The sequence below is a fragment of the Galbibacter pacificus genome (genome assembly GCF_029603165.1).
Taxonomy (GTDB): Bacteria; Bacteroidota; Bacteroidia; order Flavobacteriales; family Flavobacteriaceae; genus Galbibacter; species Galbibacter pacificus.
The window spans coordinates 113,382-136,916 of sequence record NZ_JAQSVC010000004.1; the positions used below are offsets into that span (position 1 = coordinate 113,382).

Below are 23,535 nucleotides of genomic sequence, written 5' to 3' on the forward strand. Positions count from 1 at the left end.
GCACCCCATTATCCCGAATTCACATTTTTGGGGATGGGAATGGAATGTTTAATTTTTAAAAAAAGTTAGTGTGGATACATTAAGCTACAAAACAATTTCGGCAAACAAAGCTACTGTAAACAAACAGTGGGTTTTGGTTGATGCCGATGGTCAGACGCTAGGACGTCTTTCTTCTAAGGTAGCCAAACTACTTAGAGGTAAGTACAAGCCTAATTACACACCGCATGTTGACTGTGGGGATAACGTAGTTATCATCAACGCAGAAAAAATCAACTTAACCGGAAATAAATGGAACACCAAAGAATATGTGCGCCATACCGGTTACCCAGGCGGTCAAAAAATAACAACAGCTACAGAACTTTTCCAAAAAGATCCTGCTCGTTTGTTAGAGAAATCTATTAAAGGGATGCTCCCTAAAAACAAATTAGGTGCAGATTTATTCCGTAATCTAAAAGTGTACGCTGGTGCAGAGCACGCTCAAGGAGCTCAAAAACCAACTGCAATTAACTTAAACGATCTTAAATAATGGAAGTAATTCACAAAATCGGTAGAAGAAAAACCGCCGTTGCAAGGGTGTACGTTTCTGAAGGTAAAGGAAACATCACTATCAACAAAAAAGAATTTACGCAATACTTCCCAACACCAACATTACAGTACAAAGTACAACAGCCTCTTACGTTAACAGAGAATGCTGAGAACTTTGACATTAAAGTAAATGTGTACGGTGGAGGTGTTACAGGACAGGCAGAAGCAATCCGCTTGGCTATTTCCAGGGCACTTTGCGAAGTAGATGTAGAAAACAGAGGAACCTTAAAACCAGAAGGATTGCTTACAAGAGATCCAAGAATGGTAGAACGTAAAAAATTCGGTCAGAAGAAAGCACGTAAGAAATTCCAATTCTCAAAACGTTAATTTCAATTCTGAACTACTTGTTTCAGAATCTGCAATTTTCTTAACGAAATTATTTTTTGAAACAACTTTGAATTTTCAATTATTGAAAGGTGCTGAAATAAATTCAGCAAAAAATTAACATGTCGTTGCTTCATTTCGCTTAAAAGAAAAGAAGATTGGTTTAGCATCCAAATGGTAAAGGCAATCGAGAAACCGTGACCACTTTATCATTGCTAAATAAACAAAACCCATTGTATGGGCAACGGAACGTAAACTATTACAAAAATGGCAAATAATATAGAAGTTAAAGATTTACTGGAAGCAGGTGTACACTTTGGTCACCTTACCAGAAAATGGAATCCAAACATGGCTCCTTACATTTACATGGAGCGTAACGGGATCCACGTTATCAATTTATACAAAACTGCTGCTAAAATCGAAGAGGCAAACGAAGCCCTTAAAAAAATAGCAGCATCCGGTAGAAAAATACTATTTGTAGCTACCAAGAAACAAGCAAAAGATATCGTTGCAGACAAAGCAGGCGCAGTAAACATGCCTTACATTACCGAAAGATGGCCGGGCGGTATGCTTACCAACTTTGTAACTATTCGTAAAGCCGTTAAGAAAATGGCTTCTATCGACCGAATGAAAAAAGACGGTACTTTTGACACGCTTTCCAAAAAAGAAAAACTACAGGTAGATCGTTTAAGAGCCAAGCTTGAGAAAAACTTAGGTTCTATTGCAGACATGACCCGCTTACCCGGAGCATTGTTTATTGTAGATACCATGCGCGAGCACATCGCCGTGAAAGAAGCACAAAAATTAAACATTCCAATCTTTGCGATGGTAGATACAAACTCAGACCCAAGAGAGGTTGAGTACGTAATCCCATCAAACGACGATGCTTCAAAATCCATAGAAAAAGTACTTTCTCACATTACAGGTGCTATTGCCGATGGCCTTTCGGAAAGAAAAGCCGACAAAGCCGCTGAAAAGCAAGCTGAAGAAGAGGAAGATAAAAAAGCAGAACAAGAGGCTAAAGAAAAAAAAGCTAAAGCCTTAGAAGCTGAAGAAAACGAATAAATAATAATTTCATAAAGTCGTTATCCTTTTATCTTCTTTACTTTTGTACGGAAAATAAAAGGATAACGACTTTACTAATTAAAACTGATAAATAAAATGGCAAAAATTACAGCCGCTGAAGTTAATAAGCTAAGAAAAGCTACCGGTGCCGGCATGATGGATTGTAAAAATGCATTGGTTGAAGCTGAAGGCGATTTTGATACAGCAGTAGAAATACTTCGTAAAAAAGGACAAAAGGTTGCAGCAAAAAGAGCCGACAGGGAGTCTACTGAAGGTGCTGTTATCGCAAAAGTAAACGATGCCAGCTTAAAAGGCGTAATCGTTTCCTTAAACTGTGAAACCGATTTTGTTGCTAAAAACGACTCTTTTGTAACCCTTGCAAACGACCTTGCCGAATTGGCCTTAAACTACAATTCGAAAGAAGAACTTTTGGATGCAGATTACAAAGGAATCAAAGTTTCCGATAAATTAATCGAGCAAACAGGAGTTATCGGCGAAAAAATAGAAATCGGCGATTTTAGAACATTGGAAGCTCCGTTTGTAGGATCTTACATCCACGCAGGCAATAAGATTGCCACTTTGGTTGGTCTTTCTGCCAATGTAGAAGGTGCCGATGTTGCCGCCAAGGATGTTGCTATGCAGGCTGCTGCCATGAACCCGGTGGCCTTAGACGAATCTGGCGTAGACCAAGAAGTAATAGATAAAGAAATCGAGATTGCCAAAGATACCTTAAGAGCCGAAGGAAAACCAGAAGCTATGCTGGATAACATCGCTAAAGGTAAATTAAAGCGTTTCTTTAAAGACAACACTTTGGTAAACCAAGATTTTATTAAAGACAGCAAACAAAGTGTTGCCGGTTACGTTAAGTCTATTAACAGCGACCTTACCGTTACAGCTTTTGAGAGAGTTGCTTTAGGATAAGCAAACACAATATATATTAAAGACCACTTTCGGATTTATTTTCGGAAGTGGTTTTTTGCATTAAAATTCCCGCTTCGCTACTTAATAATTTTGCTTATTTTTGCTTCGGAAATTATTCAGATAATCCTTCAACAAAAAAATATGCAGTACAAAAGAATACTTCTAAAACTAAGCGGAGAAGCCCTTATGGGAGAACGCCAATATGGGATCGACCCAAAAAGGCTTAAGGAATATGCTGAAGAAATAAAATCGGTAACCGACAAAGGTGTAGAAGTAGCAATTGTTATTGGAGGCGGAAATATTTTTAGAGGCGTGGCCGGGGCCAGCAATGGCATGGACAGGGTTCAAGGCGACCATATGGGAATGCTGGCAACCGTTATCAACGGCCTTGCACTTCAATCGGCTTTAGAAGACGAAGGCATAGAAACAAGGCTTCAGTCGGCCATAAAAATCAATGAAGTTGCAGAACCCTTTATAAGAAGAAGAGCAGTAAGACATTTAGAGAAAGGCCGTGTTGTTATTTTTGGAGGAGGTACCGGAAACCCTTATTTCACAACAGATTCGGCAGCTGTGTTGCGTGCCATAGAAATAGATGCCAATGTAATTTTAAAAGGCACCCGTGTAGATGGTATTTATACTTCTGACCCAGAAAAAAACAAAGACGCCACCAAATTCGACGATATTACCTTTAAGGATGTGCTTAACAAAGGACTCAAGGTAATGGACACAACAGCTTTTACCTTAAGCCAGGAAAACGAGTTACCCATTGTTGTTTTTGATATGAACAAATCAGGGAACCTGTTAAAAGTTGTATCGGGAGAAAAAATTGGCACAAAAGTGAATCTTTAATTAAATTGGCATACAATTAGCTAAACTGTTTTAAAAACTATAATAGTTATGAACGACGAGATTAAATTTATATTGGATACTTCCAAAGAAGCAATGGATGGTGCCTTAAAGCACCTTGAAAAAGAATTTGCAAACATACGCGCCGGCAAAGCCAGCCCGGCAATGGTTGCCAGTGTTATGGTAGATTATTACGGGTCTCCTACCCCGCTTAGCCAGGTAGCAAACGTTAATACCCCGGACGGCCGGACAATTTCCATTCAACCATGGGAAAAGTCAATGTTACAGGAAATAGAAAAGGGCATTATGGTTGCCAATCTAGGCTTTAACCCTATGAACAACGGGGAAATGATAATAATAAATGTACCGCCATTAACCGAAGAACGAAGAAAAGAACTGGTAAAACAGGCCAAGGCCGAAGCAGAAGATGCAAAAGTATCGGTAAGAAATGCAAGGCAAGACGGCAATAAAGACATAAAAAAGTTGGATGCATCAGAAGATTTAATAGCCAATGCCGAAGTTGACATGCAAGAGTTAACTGATAAATACATCAAAAAAGTAGACGATACCTTAGCTGTCAAAGAAAAAGAAATCATGACCGTTTAACGTGCTTCGTTAAACTTTCACTAAATTTTTTAAGCGGCTAAAACTAGTCGCTTTTATTTTTTGTAACATTACATACATTTTTAAGCAACAACTTTATTTGTAAGATGAAATATCTCGCGGTCCTTATTTTTATATTTTCAGCAAAAATATGTGTTGCCCAAAAGGTCATAATTACCGGAAACGTGAAAGACAGCGAAACACATGTACCCCTCTCTTTTGCTACCATAACTACAGAAAATGGAGACAATACCATTACCGACCGCAACGGTGATTTTTCATTAAACGCAAACAATGGCCTTTCCAGCATAGAAATAAGCTATATTGGATACCAGTCAAAAATAATTGCTGTCGACAACCAAGAACACCTCAATATTTTACTCGATAAAAGTATCGAAGCGTTAAACGAGGTGGTGTTGGAACAACATAACTTTGCCCAAACAATCATTAAAAATGCAATAGCAAAGAAAAAAAACAACAATCCCGATGACGCCTTAAACACATATAGCTTTAACAGTTACAGCAAACTTATCATTACAGCAAACCCAGATTCCATAAATGGTGCCATCGATTCCATTTTTAAGGTTAAAAGAAAAGGCTTAAAGTTTAAAAAGGTAGATTCTACCAGTTACGAGCTAAAAAGACAATTACGTAAATCGCATCTGTACATTACTGAAAAAGTTTCAAATTTTGCTTATTCCAAGGAAAAAGAAAAACGGGAAACTATTCTAGGAACAAAAATGGCAGGCTTTAAAAAGCCCATTTACGAAATTCTCACCTTAGAGATGCAATCGTTTTCTTTTTACAAAGACAGATATAAGGTCTTTGGTACCGAATTTATTAGCCCCCTTGGCAGTAAAGCGCTTTCAACCTATAATTACATGTTGATAGACACCATAGCCGAGCAAAATAGAAAAGGGTATATGGTACATTATTTTCCCAAAAAAAATAAAGAGCAAATAGCTCTGGAAGGGGTACTTTATATTGATACAAAAAGTTTTGCCGTACAAAAAATAATTTCCCAACTAAATGCTACCATTGACGTACAAGCAGTTCAAGATTACAAATACTTCCCCGAAAACGACATTTGGTTTCCAACCAGCAATAAATTAATAGTTGGAAAAGGGCAAAACGACAATGTAGTTACCTTATTTGGAAAACTTAGAATTGCAACAAGCAGCAAAATGGAAGATTCAACTTTTGTTGGAACAAATCCTGACGATATTACAAAACACATTTATCTTACTTCTGAAATAAACAATTTTGATATTGCCTTAAACAAACCCGTTACCATAGAACGCCGTGGTACCGCCATAGAATTGCTGGATGCCGCACCAAAAAGGGATGAAGAGTTTTGGAACCAATACCGCAAGGCTCCCATTACACAAAAAGAAGAAGAAACCTATAAAGCCGTAGACAGCCTTGTGGATGCCAGAAATTTTGAAAAAAAGATTTCATTCATAAGAAAAGTAATGGTAGGTTATGTAAGCACAAAATATATCGATTTTGATTATAAATCCCTTTTAAAGTTTAACAGGTACGAAGGTTTTAGAATTGGTATGAGCGCCGTTACCAACAATACCTTCTCCAGAAAATACAAACTTCATGCATACGGGGCCTATGGAACGAAGGATAAGGATTTTAAATACGGTTTTGGGGCAGAAAGCAGGCTCGATAAATATGACGACACCCGTATTGGAATTAACTACAAAGACGATCTGGTAGAAACGGGAAGCCTAACTTTTATTACTGACGGAAGGGCTTTTTACCTTTTCGAACCCCGGTTGTTCAACTTGAGTCAGTTTCAAAAAGTAAAAGATATAAGCACATATCTTACCCATGATTTCACGCCAAAATTAAGCTCAAAATTCCAGTTATCGCATCAGGACGTAAAACCAACTTACGATTATACCTACACAAACGACGGCAAGACATACACCACATACCAATCAAGTTTTATAACGGCTTCGTTTCAATGGAATCCCTTTAATAAGTACATGCAAACAAACGAGGGAAAAGTTATTATAGACAACAAATATCCTCAGTTTACCATTCAGGCATCGCAAGCACTTAGAAATATTTTTGACAGCGATTTAAGTTTTTCCAAAATAGCATTAAGGGCAAGACATGAAATACAGCCACTTAACAAAGGCAAAACAACGTTTCTTTTTATAGGCGGGATAAGTTTTGGCGATTTGCCCATTATGGAATTGTACAATGCATCTCCCAACCAGCCCGATGGAGAAAAAATAATGAACAGGTTTTCGGTGGCCGGAAGGGATAGCTTTGAAACCATGTATTTCAATGAATTTTTTTCTGACAGGTATGCCATTTTGCAGGCCAAACATTTTTTTAAACGCTTTAACATTACCCAAAAATTTAGGCCCGAGCTCGTTTTAATTTCACGGTTTGCAATTGGAAACGTATCAGAAAAACAACAGCATGAGGGAATTGAGTTTAGCTCCCTTGAAAATGGATATCTAGAAAGCGGGCTGGAAATAAACAAAATACTCAAAGGCTTCGGACTTAATTTTATGTACCGGTATGGAGCGTATCATTTACCTAATTTTGAAGACAATGTCTCCTTTAAGTTTACGTACTATTTTAGTTTAGGATTCTAGGCACATTCGCATAGGTTTTCTACCTTTGCACGGAAATTTATTTAAATGAAAAACAAGATCGGCAAAGGCTTTTGGAAGAAAACCGCTAGAATCATTCTACGCAATCGCATATTAATTCTAATAATGCTGCTTGGAGTTACGGTTTTTCTTGCCATGCAATGGAAAAATATGCGTTTTACCTTTACCGAGGCCAATTTATTGCCCGATCATCACCCCATTAATATTGAATACAATAAGTTCCTTAAAACTTTTGGCGAAGAAGGCAACCTTATTGTTATTGCCATTAAGGATCCTAATTTATTTACCCCCGACAATTTTAATGCCTGGAACAAGCTTAGTAAACAACTACAGGCAAAACCAGAGGTAAGCCTTGTGGTATCTACCGATAATTTGCAAAAAATTGTCAAAAATGAAGCAACGCACAAGTTTGAGCTCACCCCCCTTATTAATAAAGGTAAATTAAAAACAAAGGCAGAAGTAGATAGCATTAAAGACGAAATATTTTTAAAGCTTCCCTTTTACCAAAGTTTATTGTACAACAAAGAGACCCATACCATTAGAAGCGCCATTTATCTTGACAAGGAAATTGTTAATACCAGCGTAAGGAAAGATTTTGTTTTAAACGATTTTATTCCACTTATAAACGATTTTGAAGCAAAAACAGGGCTCGATGTCAGGGTTTCCGGAATGCCTTATATACGAACGTTAAATTCTCAAAGCATTATTGACGAAATAAGCATGTTTATTGGGGCAGCCCTTGGCGTAACTTCATTGATATTCTTTTTCTTCTTTAGGTCGTTCAGGGCAACATTTATTTCAATGATCGTTGTTATTATTGGCGTTATGTGGGCGTTCGGCATTCTTGGTTTGCTTCATTACGAAATAACCGTACTAACAGCATTAATTCCACCGTTGATTATTGTAATTGGTATCCCCAATTGTATTTTTCTTATCAATAAATATCAACAGGAAGTACAAAAACATGGCAATCAGGCAAAATCATTGCAACGCGTTATATCAAATGTTGGAAACGCCACTTTAATGACCAACATAACAACCGCGGCAGGTTTTGCAACTTTTATAATTACAGAAAGTAAACTATTAAAGGAATTTGGTATTGTTGCCTCTATAAACATTTTTGCAATTTTTGTACTGTCTTTATTAATAATCCCAACTATATACAGTTTCATGCCTTTGCCAAAAACAAAGCACCTTAAACATTTAAATAAAAAATGGATCGGGACATTTGTCGGTTGGATGGAAAACACGGTAAGAAACCACAGAATAGCGGTTTTTATAGTTGCCTTATTTGCCATGATTGGAAGTATTATAGGAATTTACCAAATAAGGATATCGGGAAGCCTCATAGAAGACATGCCCAAAAGCGCCGCCTTTTTTGATGATATCCGTTTTTTTGAAAAAGAATTTGATGGGATATTGCCAGTTGAAATTATGGTTGACACCAAAAGAAAAAACGGCGTAATGAAGCTCTCGACCCTTCGCAGAATGGAAGAACTTGAAGAGCTAATTAAAGAAATTCCAGAACTTTCAGACCCCATTTCAATTACAAACCTGGTTAAATACTCCAAACAGGCATATTACAATGGGAACCCTAATTATTATCAACTGCCCAACAATCAAGAAAATACCTTTATCCTTTCCTATGCCAAAGGGTCTGCAAATAATTCTGATTTACTTAAAAGTTTTGTAGATTCTACCGGGCAAATAGCGCGCATAACTACTTTCATGAAAGATATAGGCACTGATAAAATGGAAGGGATTGAAAGCGACTTGTGGAAGAAGATAAATAAAGAACTCCCGCCCGGCCGTTACAATGTAACCCTAACGGGGAAAGCCTTGGTTTTTATGAAAGGAACCAAATATTTGGTAAAAAACCTGGTGATGTCCCTAGCATTGGCCATATTTTTAATATCACTGTTTATGGCATATATGTTCCGGTCTTTTAAAATGATTGTAGTCTCATTGATTCCAAATATTCTTCCACTGATTATTACTGCGGGAATGATGGGCTTTTTAGGCATCCCCATTAAACCTTCCACAATTTTGGTTTTCAGCGTGGCTTTCGGGATTTCTGTTGACGACACCATACATTTTCTTGCAAAATACAGACAAGAACTTACTAAAAATCATTGGCACATACGTAAATCTGTATACAACTCACTAAGAGAAACCGGTGTGAGCATGTTTTATACTTCCATTGTTTTGTTCTTTGGCTTCTCTGTGTTCATGCTCAGTAGCTTTGGTGGCACCAAAGCATTAGGAGGCTTGGTATCTTTTACCTTACTAATTGCAATGCTCTCTAATTTAATTTTGTTACCGGCACTCTTATTGGCTCTAGAACGTAATATTGCTAATAAAAAAGTATTGAAAAAGCCAAATATAGATGTCCTTCCAAAAAGTGGGAAAGAACAAGAAACCCTATAAAAAGGATTCATCGGGAATTTTTAAAACCTACAAAAATTAAACATCGCTTATACTAGGCCTTCTCTACATGATAGCTATTGGCCATAAAAAGCCTGCATGTATTATTTTTGAAATAAAAATCTTGGAAATAAAAAAAGTCTGCCGAAAAAACAAGTTTTTCAGACAGACTTTAAGGTTCCCCCAAACCTACATTTTTAAATATTTTTAGTTCCTATAAAGGCGAAGTTCCTATTTCTCTTACAAAGATAAGCTGTATTTTCTATATAATTACGGGTGTTTTTCCCCTTTTTTATTATCTAAAAAAAAACTTAATATTTTTTCTTATATGTTAAATGTACGAATTTTTATTTATCCTTACGTAAATTCTCACATTAAATTTATGATTTTTTTAAGTAAAACAAAAGCATCTTCTTATAATTTCATTTAAAGATTATCGACTAGTTACAAAAGTAGCTTTAAAATTTTATCTTTGTGCCCTCACTTATTGAAGTTACCTATAATGAAATCAAATACTATAAAAGAACTGTTAACCGGAGAAAAACTCCTTCAAGAAGTTAAAGTAAAAGGATGGATACGTACCTTTAGGAGCAATCGGTTTATTGCTTTAAACGATGGCTCCACAATTAACAATATACAATGCGTAGTCGATTTTGAAAACACGCCTGAAAATGTTTTAAAGCAAATCAACACAGGAGCTGCAGTTACCATTAGTGGGACTTTGATAGAAAGCCAGGGAAAAGGCCAGCGCGTAGAAATACAAGTTCAGGACATTGAAATACTGGGGATTGCCAACCCTGAAGAATATCCCATTCAGCCTAAAAAACACTCATTGGAGTTTTTAAGGGAGAAAGCACATTTGCGTGTTCGCACCAGTACTTTTAGTGCTGTTATGCGTGTACGTTCAGCTTTATCGTTTGCCGTACACCAATATTTTCAGCAAAATGGTTTTTATTATGTAAATACACCTATAATTACCGGATCGGATGCTGAAGGTGCTGGAGAGATGTTCAGGGTAACTACCTTGGACGCAAAAAAACCTCCCTTAAATGATAAAAACGAAATTGATTACAAAGAAGATTTCTTTGGCAAAGAGACCAATTTAACCGTTTCGGGCCAGCTTGAAGGCGAAGCCTATGCCATGGGTCTTGGAAAAATATATACTTTTGGACCAACTTTTAGGGCCGAAAACTCAAACACCTCAAGGCACTTGGCAGAATTTTGGATGATCGAACCCGAAGTAGCTTTTCTGGACCTCGACGGAAACATGGACCTTGCCGAAGACTTTATAAAATATGTGGTGGGGTACGCTCTGGATAATTGCAAAGACGACCTTGAGTTTTTAGAACAAAGATTGTTGCAGGAAGAAAAAACAAAGCCACAAGCCGAAAGAAGCGAAATGAAACTTACGGACAAGCTTCGCTTTGTTTTAGAAAACAATTTTAAACGGGTAAGTTACACCGAGGCCATTGAAATATTAAAGAACTCAAAACCCAATAAAAAGAAAAAATTCAGTTACACAATTAAAGAATGGGGCGCCGACCTACAAAGTGAACACGAACGCTATTTGGTAGAAAAACACTTTAAAGCCCCAGTGATATTGTTTGACTATCCTGCCAAAATCAAAGCTTTCTACATGCGCCTTAACGATGACGGAAAAACCGTAAGGGCCATGGATATACTTTTCCCGGGAATTGGGGAAATTGTTGGCGGGGCACAAAGAGAAGAACGTTACGACGTGCTCAAGGAAAAAATAAAGGCAATGGGCATAGACGAAAAAGAGCTTTGGTGGTACCTTGATTTAAGAAAATTCGGGACTGCAACTCACAGTGGTTTTGGTCTAGGATTTGAACGTTTGGTGCTCTTTACAACCGGAATGACAAACATTCGGGACGTAATTCCATTCCCGAGAACACCCCAAAATGCCGAATTTTAGAATATATTAACACTATATAGTAATAAAACTAGCTCATGAACACCTATTCATAAGGCTAGTTTTTTTATTTTTATATAAAGGTTACAAGAGCATATGCTTAAACAGCAATTACAATTTAAATTATCACAAAAGTTATCGCCGCAACAGATTCAGTTAATGAAATTGATTCAGTTGCCAACACAGGCATTTGAGCAACGCTTAAAACAAGAGCTTGAAGAAAACCCTGCGCTCGAAAGCGGAAAGGAAGAAAGTGACTTTAACAATGATGACATTGATAATTCGATGGAAGAAGATTACGACAGTGATTCTATTAATGCTGAAGATATTAATGTTGATGAATACTTAAGTGATGACGAAATTCCTGAATACCGTTTACAATCCAATAATTACAGCAGCGATGATGAAGAGAAAACCGTGCCCTATGCAGCAGGCACATCTTTTCATCAATACCTACTGAACCAGTTAAATACATTCAGGTTAAACGACAACGAACGGGATATTGCAGAATTTTTAGTGGGAAGCGTAGACGAAAGCGGCTACATCCGCAGGGATATTTCGGATATTGTAGACGACCTTGCCTTTACCCAAAATGTTTTTACAGACGAAAGCCAAGTAGAAAAAGTACTTGAGCTTGTCCAGCAGCTCGACCCATCCGGGGTTTGTGCCCGAAATTTGCAAGAATGCCTCCTTATTCAACTGCAAAGTAAAGACCCTACCCCAAGCATAGAACTTGCCATCGATATTTTGGACCGCTCTTTTGAACAGTTTACTAAAAAACATTACACAAAACTGATCCAGAAGCACGGAATTACCGAAGAAGAATTAAGGGATGCCATCCATGAAATAGAACGCCTGAACCCAAAACCGGGCGGTTCCTATTCAGGGAACAACCGGATCGTAGAGCATGTTGTTCCTGATTTCACCATAAAAATTACAGATGGCGAACTGGAACTGTCCCTAAACGGACGAAATGCCCCGGATTTACATGTGTCCAGGGAGTACAACAATATGCTAAAGGGCTATAAGGACAGTAAAAACAAGTCCAAATCGCAAAAAGATGCCGTTATGTTTATTAAACAAAAACTGGATGCCGCCAAATGGTTTATAGAAGCCATAAAACAACGTCAGGAAACATTGTTTGTAACCATGAACTGCATAATGCATTATCAGGAAGAATATTTTTTAACCGGTGACGAACGTAAGTTGAAACCAATGATATTAAAAGATATTGCCGATACTATTGGCATGGACGTATCTACCGTATCCAGGGTTGCCAACAGCAAATATGTTGATACCCCGTATGGCACAAAACTGATAAAAGAATTTTTTTCGGAGTCCATGAAGAACGAAGAAGGAGAAGACGTATCTACCCGCGAGATAAAGAAAATCCTGGAAACCGTAATAACCAAAGAAGAAAAAAGAAAACCCCTAACCGACGATAAGCTTGCCTCCATTTTAAAAGAAAAAGGATACCCTATTGCCCGAAGAACTGTAGCAAAGTATAGAGAGCAATTAAACATCCCGGTAGCACGTCTAAGAAAAGAAATTTAATGCGTGTATTTTCAAAATTAATCAGTTATATCTTTAACCCTGTCTTTATCCCATTGGCGGGAACGTTTTTGTATTTTTTACTTTCCCCAAAGTACAATTCTCCAGAAGCAAAAAAACTGATCCTTTTGGCAATTTTTATCATTACGGTTATTATCCCCTTTATATTTTTCTTACTGCTAAAAAACCTGGGCTGGGTAACCAATAGTAAAATGACGAATCCCAAGGAACGCAAAATTCCATTGTATATTTGTATTATCCTTATTTATATTACCTTAATAAAAATAACCCCGGCTTCTTATTCCACCGAACTGTATTACTATTTTGTTGGTATTCTTGGCGCCCTTATAAGCTGCCTAATAATGGTTTATTTTAATTTTAAGGCCAGTATGCACATGATGGGGATTAGCGGCTTGACGACTTTTGTATTGGGACTCTCCTTTCATTACGAGATTAATATAACCTTTGGCCTTGCCTTGTTAATTCTTAGTATTGGAAGTGTTGCCACTGCCAGGCTTTATTTAAAGTCGCATAACCCCAGTGAAGTAATAGCAGGAGTTTTTATAGGTACACTGCCCCAATTTATATTATTTAACTATTGGCTATAAAATATAAAAAATAAGGCCCGCCTTAAGCGTTCTAGGTGCTATTGGCTCTCCATCTACCGTATAAACGTTATCTTCGAAAATACTGGTTAAATCGTATTGAGCATAAAAATTCCAAGTATTGTAGCCAAAACTTAGGTAAATCCCATATTGAAGGTCCCTGATATCCTTGTTTGAAAAAACAATACGTTCATCGCTCGTTACAAACTTAGAGCGCCCGGTAAACAAATAAGATAATTTAAACCCAGCATAAACCCGCCAAAATCGATAATCTTCGGCTTTTGAAGACCGCCAACGGAATTCTATAGGGAATTCGACAAAATTCATGGAAAGTTTGTTCCTGTTGTAATCTATGGTGTCCGGAACTTCTTGATAAGCTATGGTTCCGTTTGCATTTTTTGTAGCCATTAAATCGCTGTAAACAGCGTTAAAAGACAATCCGGCCCCAAGACCAAAGCCTATATTTCTGCGCTTGTTAATGGGAAAATCTTTTATAAATCCACCAATAATACCATAAGAGAAACTATTTTGGCTGATATCGTGTGGCGCACTTACCAAAATATTATAATTGATGCCAAAATAAAATTGATCTTCAAAATATTTCTCATCGGCTTCAACCACGACCAATGAATCTTGTTGAGCAGTTATAGAACTGCAAACAAGCATTAACAAAAAAAAGACATACCGTTTTAACAATTTTATATTTCTTTTAATGATTGGAAGATAACAATGGATTAAAATTACTGAAATAAAACGTTATTTATTCATAGGATAAATAAAAAACGCTTTCCATAAAAGAAAGCGTTTTTTAAATATAAGTTTAACTGAAATGTATTTTATTTCAAGTTTTGAAAAGCATTACCATTTCTGGTTGTATAGTTAATTTTAAGTGCATTGACTTTTCTTAACTCTTGCTTTATATCAGACACGAGCCCCATATTGGTTTCGTTGTCGACTTTCAAGGCAGTGGTAAGTACATTTTGTAACTCCTCACGTTTTGAAGCCCTTTCTGCCAGTACATAGTTGGCTACCTCAGAAACATCTGCAAATTTATCGTTTAATTGAATTTTTGCAGCAGTTCCATATTTGTCTTGGTAACGCGGACTAGGTTTTCCGGCATAGATGTAAATCACCCTATCTTTTTTATCAAGTTTTTGAACTTGATCGGCATAAGGCAATTCATTTTTAATCATTAGGGAACTATCTTTCATTGTGGTTACCGTCATGAAAAAGAACAATAACATGAAAACGATATCCGGCAATGACGCGGTTGATACCGCAGGTAAATCCCCTTTCTTTTTCTTTGTGAATTTTGCCATAATAACTTTTACTAAATTTAATTAGTTATTTTTTGGTTCTGCCTCAGATAATTTTTGAGGGTACATCTCTTGTATACGCTCGATTTTAGGCTTCAAATCATCTTTTACATTATCTGGTGTTTTAGGGTCCAGATATGTATTGTTCATTTCTGTGAAGTCTCTATTAAACAATCGTTGCGCTTCTCTGTTTCTTAGTTCGTTATATGCAGCTACCAATTCGTTCTGTACTGCTATATAAGTTCCATACTCTGTCAATCTATCGTTCTGCAAGGAAATAATAGCTTTATTTGGGTGATCGGAAGATTCAGGATTTTTTGATCCTTGGCAATAATCGCAAGGTTCTCCTTTTTCTCCAGTACCGGCCCCGTTATCTAAAAACTCCTTAGCAGCCTCCCTAAGATTTTTAAGCTCCATTACTTCATCTTCTACAAGTAGTTGGTTGTTTTTATTAACAACAACCGTAAAGATGTTCTTTTGCTTAATAATTGGAGGGTTTTCAGGCGGCTCTATTGGTGGCAATTTACGGTCTAGCCCTGCATCTGTTTCTATGGTTGTTGTTACCAAGAAAAAGATCAGGAGTAGGAAAGCGATGTCTGCCATTGAACCTGCATTAACCTCAGGTGGTGCTCCTCTTCTTGCCATACTATATCTTTTTTATTTATTGTTTCTTAAATCCGCCTATAATCATTGCAAGAATAGCCAATACCGTTAATATATAAAACGATATCAAACCAGCTCCAACGGTTTTCACGGTCCCTTCGGTTACTTGAATGCCCCTATCGGCCATTTTTTGAAGGTCGACGTCGGTTCCAGTGGCCAAAAAGTAACTTACAATCAATACCAAGGCAAATACTGCAATTGAAATTAAAGATTTCTTTAATTTATCAGTATCAGAAGCCAATCCTACAATTGAGAACAGTAATGTGATTACAGCTGCAATTATAGTAAGACCAATACCCAAGTTCAACATTACGTCAATATAACTTCCGTTATCATCTGACCGTGCTATTAGAACCCAAAGCACTAATCCGATAACGCCAAGTATTATTGCTATTATTTTAGCTATTTTATACATATCTAATTAATTCTAAATTTAGTGCTTATTATTTTTTGTGGTCTACCAACATATCTACCAAGATGATAGAAGCATCTTCCATGCTGTTTACAATACTATCGATTTTTGCGATAATATAGTTATAGAAAATTTGAAGTATAATAGCCACGATAAGACCGAATACCGTTGTTAATAACGCTACCTGAATATCACCTGCAATCAATGAAGCGTCTAACCCTCCGGCAGCACTAATTTTTTCGAATGCCTGAATCATCCCGATTACCGTACCCATGAATCCTAACATTGGAGCAACCGCAATAAATAAAGACAACCAAGAAACGTTTTTCTCTAACTGACCCATTTGCACACCACCATAAGCTACAACAGCTTTTTCGGCAGCATCAACACCTTCGTCAACTCTGTCCAATCCTTGATAATAAATTGATGCAATAGGACCTCTTGTATTTCTACAAACTTCTTTTGCAGCTTCTACTCCACCAGATGCTAAAGCATCTTCTACTTGTTGCGTAAGCTTTTTAGTGTTTGTGGTAGCCATATTCAAGAATATAATTCTTTCAATTGCTACTGCAAGTCCTAATATTAAACATAATAGTACAATACCCATAAAGCCAGCACCCCCTTGGATGAATTTTTCCTTAAGGACTTGTTGAAAACCTTTTGAGCTTTCTTCGGCAGGCGCTGCTGCGTCTGCTTCTGCTTCGTCTTGTACAAATGCCGTAGCAGCATCATCGATAGCAACAATTTCTGAAATCTGATCAGATACAGCAGGAGTTAATTCCTTAGCGTTGGCAGTTGTTGCATTAAAAGCCAATAATCCAGCAATCGCTAGAATAGAGAATAATCTTTTCATTTCTTCTAAACTTAAATTTGTTCGTTAATAGGGTTAAAGATAAAAAAAAAATGTTATTAAACATTAAAAACTACAGCAGAGAGGAAGGGATTCGAACCCTCGATACGCTTTTGACGTATACACACTTTCCAGGCGTGCGCCTTCGACCGCTCGGCCACCTCTCTGTATTTTCAATAGCTTTAGGACGCCAAATAACGAATTTTTTTTTAGTTGTTAAAATTTATGTAGTTAATTTTAGTCCATTTCACCTCTCAAAGACGTTTCATATATGGTTTTGAACACTTTACGTTGAATTTTATTGCCAAGTAAATGCATTAATTTTGTTAGAGCGGCTTCTGTAGTTATGTCTTTTCCGCTAATTACACCTACTTTTTTTAGGTGAGAACTCGTTTCGTAACGCCCCATAATGACACTTCCGCCCGAACATTGTGTAACATTTATAATTATTTTTTCCGAATCTATTGCCCGTTTTATTAAATTTTCAAACCATTTTTCGGTAGGGGCATTTCCAGCTCCATAAGTTTCCAATATAATGGCTTTTGTGCCTGGGTTCATCAAAAGGCATTGCAACACCTCTTCTGTAATTCCCGGGAACAATTTAATTAATGCGATATTGACATCCATTTTTTTATATGCCTTGAATTTTCGGCGTGTGGGCTTCAACAAATATTCATGGTTCACTTTTAAATGTACGCCACTTTCTGCCAATGGAGGGTAATTTAGCGACGTAAATGCCTGAAAGTGCTCTGCGTTTATTTTGGTAGTTCTATTGGCACGATACAATTTATACTCAAAGTACAGGCCTACTTCTTGAATTACGGGTTTTCCGTTTTTTTTTAGTGCCGCTATTTCTATAGACGTAATTAAGTTTTCCTTTGCATCGGTTCTTAAATGGCCTATGGGAAGTTGAGACCCCGTAAATATCACGGGCTTGGCAAGATTTTCGAGCATGAAGCTCAAGGCAGATGCCGTATAGCTCATGGTATCGCTGCCATGCAGTACGACAAAGCCATCGTAGGCTTCGTAATTTTGTTCAATGATTTCTACAATCTGGACCCAAAAGGCCGGGTTCATGTTTGATGAGTCCATGGGCTCTTCAAAAGAAATGGTATTGATGCTACAGTCTAATTGTGAAAGCTCCGGAATACGCTTCAGCAGTTCGTCAAAATTAAAGGCATGCAACGCGCCGGTTTCAAAATCCTTGACCATCCCAATGGTCCCCCCTGTATAAATAAGCAGTATGTTAGATTTGTTCTTCGTCATAATTTAAGCAATTGGTAACCGGCGTGGCATACATTTTTAAAAAATTATGCAACGCCACTTTGTTGTTTGCCTCTACACGCCGTTTGATACGCCGCTCGAATTGCCGTTTTTCTTTAATTGTATATTTCTTTTTAAATGCCTGGGTGTTGTGCAGCATATCATACGCCAAGTAATTGGAAGGCCACAGTTTATAATTTTTATGAATTGCTTTATCCAGTAATTCTGCCAGCATTTGGAGCTGCCCATTGGCCTGTTCTCCACTGTTTTTTATGATATCCAATTCGTTTGAAATAACTTTTCCTGCCGAAACATGAATTCTTTTCTTTTTTCCGGTAGCTCCTTTTAATATGCTGTTAAAATCCTCGTTGCTCGATTTTACATATTCAATATCATGGTGTTTTGCCATTAATTCTGGCATTTTCAATACATCGGTAGGGTCGAATTCGTATGAAATGGAAACCGGGACTATTTTTAGCTTTTTAAAATAATCCATCTGTTCGGTTTCATCATTTGCCAAAGCCAGCATTTTTAACACCCCTTGTTGGGTTTTATCATTGCCGTCTTTTGTGCGCCCTTCCCTTTGCGCTATCCAAACGGAACGGTTTTCTTTCAGCAATAATTTTTGTATGTATTCTGAAACCAACTTGGAGGTACCGAGCATTTCCCTTGGCGGAAGATTGCGCATAATTAAAAAACTCCTGTTAAGCTTGGACAAGGCCATTAAAAAGGGCTTTTTCACCAAATTATCCCCAATAGCCGATGCCGTCATGACCAAATTATGGTCGTACAAGGCCACATTCAACAAAGAAGTATCTAATATAATGTCTCTATGATTGGAAATAAAAAGATAGGATTCATCTGTCTGAAGCTTCTCAAAACCGGAAGTTGTCAACCCCTCCGAGCTTTTGTCCAATACCATCCTTACACTGTTGTAAATAATTTTGGTTTGAAAATCCCTGATTGAACGGCAACTTTTAACAATCGTTACAATTTCTTCCATGCTTTTTTGAGGAAAGGTAAATTGTAGCATTGCCATGATCATTGGGTGCTCCATATAATCAAGGAGCGCTTGGTTTACTTCCGAGTCGTGGTATGGCCGTATATGGTCTAGAGTTATCACGTATAATTAATGGTTAAATGGTAAAAACAACTTATCCTACATATAGTTCCAAAAATATTGGGGCTACATGCTTAAAAGCATGGTTACACCCCAAACACCTCTTTAGAGTTCTCTGTGGTGATTCTTCCAATATCATTTAATGGCAACCCATAGATAGCTGCTAATTTACCGGCTACTTCTGTTAGGTACAAACTTTCATTACGCTTGCCACGGTATGGGACTGGTGCCAAATAGGGGGCGTCGGTTTCTAAAACAATGTTCGAAATGTCTATTTGTTCTAAAAATTTATCTATTTTCCCATTTTTAAATGTTGCCACGCCTCCAATTCCCAGCTTCATATTATACGAAATTGCTTTTTTGGCCTGCTCCAATGTTCCGGTAAAGCAGTGAAAGATACCAAAAAGACCTTCTCCTTTTTCGCTTTCCAGCACTTCAAAAACTTCATCAAAAGCATCACGGCAATGAATAACAATGGGCAGTCTGTATTTTTTTGCCAGTTTTATTTGATGCTTAAATGCCTGTTGCTGTTCCTTTAAATATGTTTTGTCCCAATAAAGGTCCACTCCTATTTCCCCGACCGCATAAAACTTTCTTTTGGCAAGCATTTCTTCCACATGGTTTAATTCTTCCTTAAAGTTATCCTTTACATGGGTTGGGTGCAAGCCCGTCATTAAAAAAACATTTTCGGGGTACTTAGCCTCCAGTTGCAACATGGCTTCGGTATAAGTAGAATCTATGGCAGGAACAAAGAACCGTTTCACTTGGGCTTCCATGGCCCTTTTTATCATTTCGTCCCGGTCTTCGTTAAAAGCTTCGCTATATAAATGTGTATGTGTGTCTGTTAAAATCATACGGCAAAAATAATGGTTTAAACGGCTATCTTTGCATAAAACAGAAAGAGATCATGCAAAGCCTTAAAAAATTCCTTTCGGAAAAGGGATATACAAAAGCCCCGCTTACCTTAACAAAAACAAATCACTTTGAAGTCGTTGCCAGCATAAATGGCGTGACCGGAAGATTCATCCTCGACACGGGGGCTTCTAATACGTGCATTGGATTTGATTGTATTGGGCATTTTAACCTCGAAACAGAAGATTCTGAAATAAAAGCTGCCGGAGCGGGCGCCACCAATATGCTTACCCAGGTTTCAAAGAAAAATACCATCAAAATAGGTTCATGGTCCAAAAAGAGGGTAAAGATTGTTTTATTCGACCTCACGCACGTAAATTCGGCTTTAACCATACACGATGCCCTGCCCGTTCATGGAATAATTGGTGCAGATGTTCTAAAAAAAGCAAAGGCAGTGATAGATTATAACAAGAAAAACCTATTTTTAAAGTGTTAAAAACCAACCACTTTGAAAATATTAAAATACCTCATTAAGTTAGCGCTTATATGTTTTGCAATACCCATTACCGCACAGGAAAATATTGCCGGGTTTTTAAAAATTGCAGACACCACCAAAAGCAATTCCATAAAATTGCAATACTTGGACTCTGTTGTGTCTAAAATTGACAGGGATACCTACCCCGATAAATTTGTTGAATATTCCAAAGAATACATTGCCCTGGCCGAAGAAATGAAAGCCTACACGGAGTTAATAGATAAATCTGTTCAAGTATTTTATTATGTAAACAACATACAAAACAACAAAAACCAAGCGCTGGCCATTATCAATAAAGCCCAAGAATATGAGGGGCAAATAACAGATTCTTCTTTAATTGGCAGCATTTACCTAAAAAAAGGCGGTGCTTATTACGATGTGGATTTTAAAAGGGCTAAAGAAAACTACACCACGGCCATTTCTAAATTTGGCATTCACGACTCTGTATATATTGCCGATTCTTACTTGTTCCGGGCGCAAGCAGAATCGTACCAAGGTGAATTCCTTGAAGCCATTAACGACTATAAAACCGCAGCTTCTTATTATGAAGCCTTAGGCGATTATGATTATGTGATACATGCTAAAAGTGGCATTGCCGTTGTTTATGGCATGAATAAGTTTTATGATAAGGCACAAACAATTGAAGATGAAGTAATAGCCTACGCAAAAAAACACAACAAAGGGAACGCAGCCGTTGCATCTTTGTATAACAAGGCCAGCCATTACCAAGAACTTGGAGACATAAAAAAACAAGAAGAAACCTTACTGGAAGCCGAAAAAGTAAATATCGAGATGAACAACAACGATCTTTACTGTGCCATTTTTATTGAGACTTCTCTCACCCGGATGTATGTAAAAGAAAATGAATATGAAAAAGCTTACCAACATTATGAGCACATAGCCAATAAGAAAAAAGACTTCGAGAATGAAGTGCAATTAGTCAATCATTATAAAAAAGCAAGAGTTTCCATTCTAGAAAGCCAGAAAAAATACACAGAAGCAATTGCCCTTTTACAAGAAGTAATTAAATACACCGAAGAAGGCAAAAACTATGACGATTTGGTAGTTTTAAAACAACAGTTATCCGGCTTATATGAAAAAGCAGGAAATACAAATGCATCCTACAATGCCTACAAAGAATACAACTTTCTTGAAGATTCCCTGTTCAATGTGCAAAAAACCAATGCGCTTACTTACTACCAAACACTTTATGAAACCGAAAAAAAGGAGAAACAAATTGTTGAAAAAAACGCTGCGATTACTTCTCTGGAAAAAGACAATCAGGCTAAAAAAAGACTATTTGGCTTTTCTATTGCCGGCATTAGCCTCCTTTTTGCATGCGTTTTTCTTTATAGAAATAGACAGCACCATAAAAAATCCAAAGAACAGCAGGAAGATTTCAGCAGGCGTTTATTGCTTTCTCAAGAACAGGAACGCGAGCGTATTTCCAAAGACCTACACGATGGTGTAGGGCAAAGCTTGCTGCTTATAAAAAACAAGGTGGCCTTAAACGCCGACGAGAACACCAAAACCATGTTTAACAATGCCATAGAAGAAGTGCGATCTATTTCCAGGGCCTTGCATCCTTTTCAACTGGAAAAGCTCGGTATAACAAAAGCCATAAAAAATACCGTGAAAGACATAGACGAAAATACCAATATTTTTATCACTTCGGATGTTGACGACATTTCCAATATACTTACACAAGAACAGGAGCTTCATTTGTATAGAATTATACAGGAAACCTTATCCAATATTGTAAAGCATGCCGGGACCGAAGCTGCCAAAGTCTCTGTCTTAAAAAGACCAAAAAGCATCTTGGTAGTTATAAAAGACCATGGTAAAGGGTTTGATTTTGCCGAAAAATATAACGATTTTGAGTCCTTGGGCCTCAAAACCCTACGGGAACGGACCAAGTTTTTAAAAGGCACCATGAAGGTAGATTCAGAAAAAGACAAAGGGACAACTTTTTCTTATGTAATTCCATTGGTATGATAAACCCTTCAATTATTATTGCCGACGACCATCCATTGCTGCTTAAAGGGCTGCATGATTTTCTTGTTGAAGGGAAATTTAATGTTCTCGCAAGCGCGCAAGATGGAAACTCGGCATATAACCTTATTATTAAATACCAACCCGACATTGCCATTTTGGACATAGAAATGCCAAAAATGAGTGGCCTGGAAATTGCCTTGGCCTGTAGGAACAACAAAATAGGTGCAAAAATAATTTTAATAACACTCCACAAAGAACCTCAACTTATTATTCAGGCTAAAGATTTAAATGTAAACGGATATATTTTAAAGGAATATGCCATTGAAGAAATAAAGATATGCCTCGAAAAAGTTATGCAAGACGAGCAATATTTCAGCCCTGCCATCATGGACCAAATAAATAAAGGCAAGTTTGAAAACGAAGAAATATTGCAGGCAATAACTCCTTCCGAAAGAAAAATACTACGACTAATCGCTAAAGAAAAAACAAACAAAGAAATTGCCGAAATCCTTTTTATTTCCATAAGGACCGTAGAGAAGCACCGAAGCAATATTATTACTAAACTAGGTGTATCGCATAAAACAAATGCTTTGTTACTTTGGGCAAAAGACCATCAAGATATACTTTTAAAATGATTTTTTTAATTGATACCTTCTTCCATGCACTGTTCCCTATATTAATGCATCCTCGAAAACTGACAAAATGGTTCAATTGTAAAATACGAGTTACTACGTATTCCCTATCTTGTAAATAGGGTATAATTTTACGCATCGTTAAACCAACCAAAACTAAAAGTAATGATGCCAATTTATTTTCAAAAGAAAATCCCTATTTTATTTTTTGCCGTAGCTCTTTTCTTAATAGTAGCAGCCTTGACACTTAATATTTACACCTTGTTTGTATTGTAGAAATGGGTTGTTACGGGTTAACCCTATAAAAAAAGGGGGAATTCCCTGTTGAAATACGCCTAAAATTATCAGACTTTTACATCAACCAATTAAAGCGAAATTGATTATGAAGACGACAGCCAACT

General features: G+C 37.2%; 22 protein-coding genes and 1 tRNA gene. 14 read left to right on the top strand and 9 right to left on the bottom strand.

Annotated features, from left to right (window positions below; all coding sequences use genetic code 11):
• Positions 1–70: 70 nt before the first annotated feature.
• The 11 genes from rplM (at position 71) to PSF86_RS11925 (ending at position 13,499) form a co-directional block, all read left to right on the top strand.
• Positions 71–526, top strand: coding sequence for a 50S ribosomal protein L13 (rplM, locus tag PSF86_RS11875; RefSeq protein WP_277900301.1), 456 nt, complete (start codon positions 71–73; stop codon positions 524–526).
• Entirely contained in the window at positions 526–912 is a 387-nt protein-coding gene (gene rpsI / locus PSF86_RS11880; RefSeq protein WP_277900302.1) for a 30S ribosomal protein S9, read from the top strand. Before rplM ends, rpsI begins: the two co-directional genes overlap by 1 nt.
• Positions 913–1,176: 264 nt before the next feature.
• Positions 1,177–1,974 (top strand): 30S ribosomal protein S2, encoded by a 798-nt coding sequence (rpsB, locus tag PSF86_RS11885; protein WP_277900303.1) that lies wholly within the window; start codon positions 1,177–1,179, stop codon positions 1,972–1,974.
• Positions 1,975–2,070: 96 nt separating this feature from the next.
• Positions 2,071–2,895, top strand: coding sequence for a translation elongation factor Ts (tsf, locus tag PSF86_RS11890; protein ID WP_277900304.1), 825 nt, complete (start codon positions 2,071–2,073; stop codon positions 2,893–2,895).
• 141 nt (positions 2,896–3,036) lie between these two features.
• Positions 3,037–3,744 carry a UMP kinase gene (gene pyrH / locus PSF86_RS11895; RefSeq protein WP_277900305.1) on the top strand — a complete coding sequence of 236 codons (708 nt, stop codon included), beginning with the start codon at positions 3,037–3,039 and terminating at the stop codon, positions 3,742–3,744.
• Between the two features lie 48 nt (positions 3,745–3,792).
• Positions 3,793–4,347 (top strand): ribosome recycling factor, encoded by a 555-nt coding sequence (gene frr / locus PSF86_RS11900; protein ID WP_277900306.1) that lies wholly within the window; start codon positions 3,793–3,795, stop codon positions 4,345–4,347.
• A gap of 104 nt (positions 4,348–4,451) precedes the next feature.
• Positions 4,452–6,965 (top strand): DUF5686 family protein, encoded by a 2,514-nt coding sequence (locus PSF86_RS11905; RefSeq protein WP_277900307.1) that lies wholly within the window; start codon positions 4,452–4,454, stop codon positions 6,963–6,965.
• 45 nt (positions 6,966–7,010) lie between these two features.
• A complete protein-coding gene (locus tag PSF86_RS11910) occupies positions 7,011–9,410 on the top strand; it encodes an efflux RND transporter permease subunit (RefSeq protein WP_277900308.1) in 2,400 nt (799 codons plus the stop codon).
• A 499-nt stretch (positions 9,411–9,909) separates the two neighbouring features.
• On the top strand, positions 9,910–11,343 hold the full coding sequence (asnS, locus tag PSF86_RS11915; RefSeq protein WP_277900309.1) for an asparagine--tRNA ligase: 1,434 nt from the start codon (positions 9,910–9,912) through the stop codon (positions 11,341–11,343).
• Between the two features lie 93 nt (positions 11,344–11,436).
• Positions 11,437–12,894 carry an RNA polymerase factor sigma-54 gene (rpoN, locus tag PSF86_RS11920; RefSeq protein WP_277900310.1) on the top strand — a complete coding sequence of 486 codons (1,458 nt, stop codon included), beginning with the start codon at positions 11,437–11,439 and terminating at the stop codon, positions 12,892–12,894.
• Positions 12,894–13,499, top strand: coding sequence for a hypothetical protein (locus PSF86_RS11925; protein ID WP_277900311.1), 606 nt, complete (start codon positions 12,894–12,896; stop codon positions 13,497–13,499). Before rpoN ends, PSF86_RS11925 begins: the two co-directional genes overlap by 1 nt.
• On the opposite strand, the gene PSF86_RS11930 is transcribed toward PSF86_RS11925, so the two are convergent.
• The 9 genes from PSF86_RS11930 to PSF86_RS11970 form a co-directional block, all read right to left on the bottom strand.
• Entirely contained in the window at positions 13,494–14,162 is a 669-nt protein-coding gene (locus PSF86_RS11930; RefSeq protein ID WP_277900570.1) for a porin family protein, read from the bottom strand. The two genes, PSF86_RS11925 and PSF86_RS11930, sit on opposite strands and share 6 nt — an antisense overlap.
• Before the next feature lie 170 nt (positions 14,163–14,332).
• A complete protein-coding gene (locus PSF86_RS11935; protein ID WP_277900312.1) occupies positions 14,333–14,815 on the bottom strand; it encodes an ExbD/TolR family protein in 483 nt (160 codons plus the stop codon).
• A gap of 21 nt (positions 14,816–14,836) precedes the next feature.
• Complete coding sequence (locus PSF86_RS11940) at positions 14,837–15,457, bottom strand: ExbD/TolR family protein (protein WP_277900313.1); 621 nt, start codon at positions 15,455–15,457, stop codon at positions 14,837–14,839.
• 16 nt (positions 15,458–15,473) lie between these two features.
• The gene (locus PSF86_RS11945) at positions 15,474–15,890 is read right to left on the bottom strand and encodes a hypothetical protein (protein WP_277900314.1); all 417 of its coding nucleotides are present in this window, start codon (positions 15,888–15,890) and stop codon (positions 15,474–15,476) included.
• A gap of 28 nt (positions 15,891–15,918) precedes the next feature.
• Complete coding sequence (locus PSF86_RS11950; protein WP_277900315.1) at positions 15,919–16,740, bottom strand: MotA/TolQ/ExbB proton channel family protein; 822 nt, start codon at positions 16,738–16,740, stop codon at positions 15,919–15,921.
• A 76-nt stretch (positions 16,741–16,816) separates the two neighbouring features.
• A tRNA-Ser gene (locus tag PSF86_RS11955) sits at positions 16,817–16,904 on the bottom strand.
• Between the two features lie 70 nt (positions 16,905–16,974).
• A complete protein-coding gene (locus tag PSF86_RS11960) occupies positions 16,975–18,003 on the bottom strand; it encodes an asparaginase (protein WP_277900316.1) in 1,029 nt (342 codons plus the stop codon).
• Positions 17,984–19,123 (bottom strand): 1-acyl-sn-glycerol-3-phosphate acyltransferase, encoded by a 1,140-nt coding sequence (locus tag PSF86_RS11965; protein WP_277900317.1) that lies wholly within the window; start codon positions 19,121–19,123, stop codon positions 17,984–17,986. The genes PSF86_RS11960 and PSF86_RS11965 overlap by 20 nt, the downstream gene beginning before the upstream one ends.
• A gap of 83 nt (positions 19,124–19,206) precedes the next feature.
• Entirely contained in the window at positions 19,207–19,974 is a 768-nt protein-coding gene (locus PSF86_RS11970; protein WP_277900318.1) for a TatD family hydrolase, read from the bottom strand.
• 53 nt (positions 19,975–20,027) lie between these two features.
• Here PSF86_RS11970 and PSF86_RS11975 point away from each other — a divergent pair, with 53 nt between their 5' ends.
• Genes PSF86_RS11975 through PSF86_RS11985 form a run of 3 tightly spaced genes read left to right on the top strand, consistent with a single transcriptional unit; the run spans position 20,028 to position 23,137 of the window.
• Positions 20,028–20,468: a retropepsin-like aspartic protease gene (locus PSF86_RS11975; protein ID WP_277900319.1), complete on the top strand. Its 441-nt coding sequence runs from the start codon at positions 20,028–20,030 to the stop codon at positions 20,466–20,468.
• Between the two features lie 12 nt (positions 20,469–20,480).
• Complete coding sequence (locus tag PSF86_RS11980) at positions 20,481–22,502, top strand: tetratricopeptide repeat-containing sensor histidine kinase (protein WP_277900320.1); 2,022 nt, start codon at positions 20,481–20,483, stop codon at positions 22,500–22,502.
• Entirely contained in the window at positions 22,499–23,137 is a 639-nt protein-coding gene (locus PSF86_RS11985) for a response regulator (protein WP_338424030.1), read from the top strand. Before PSF86_RS11980 ends, PSF86_RS11985 begins: the two co-directional genes overlap by 4 nt.
• Positions 23,138–23,535: the final 398 nt, after the last annotated feature.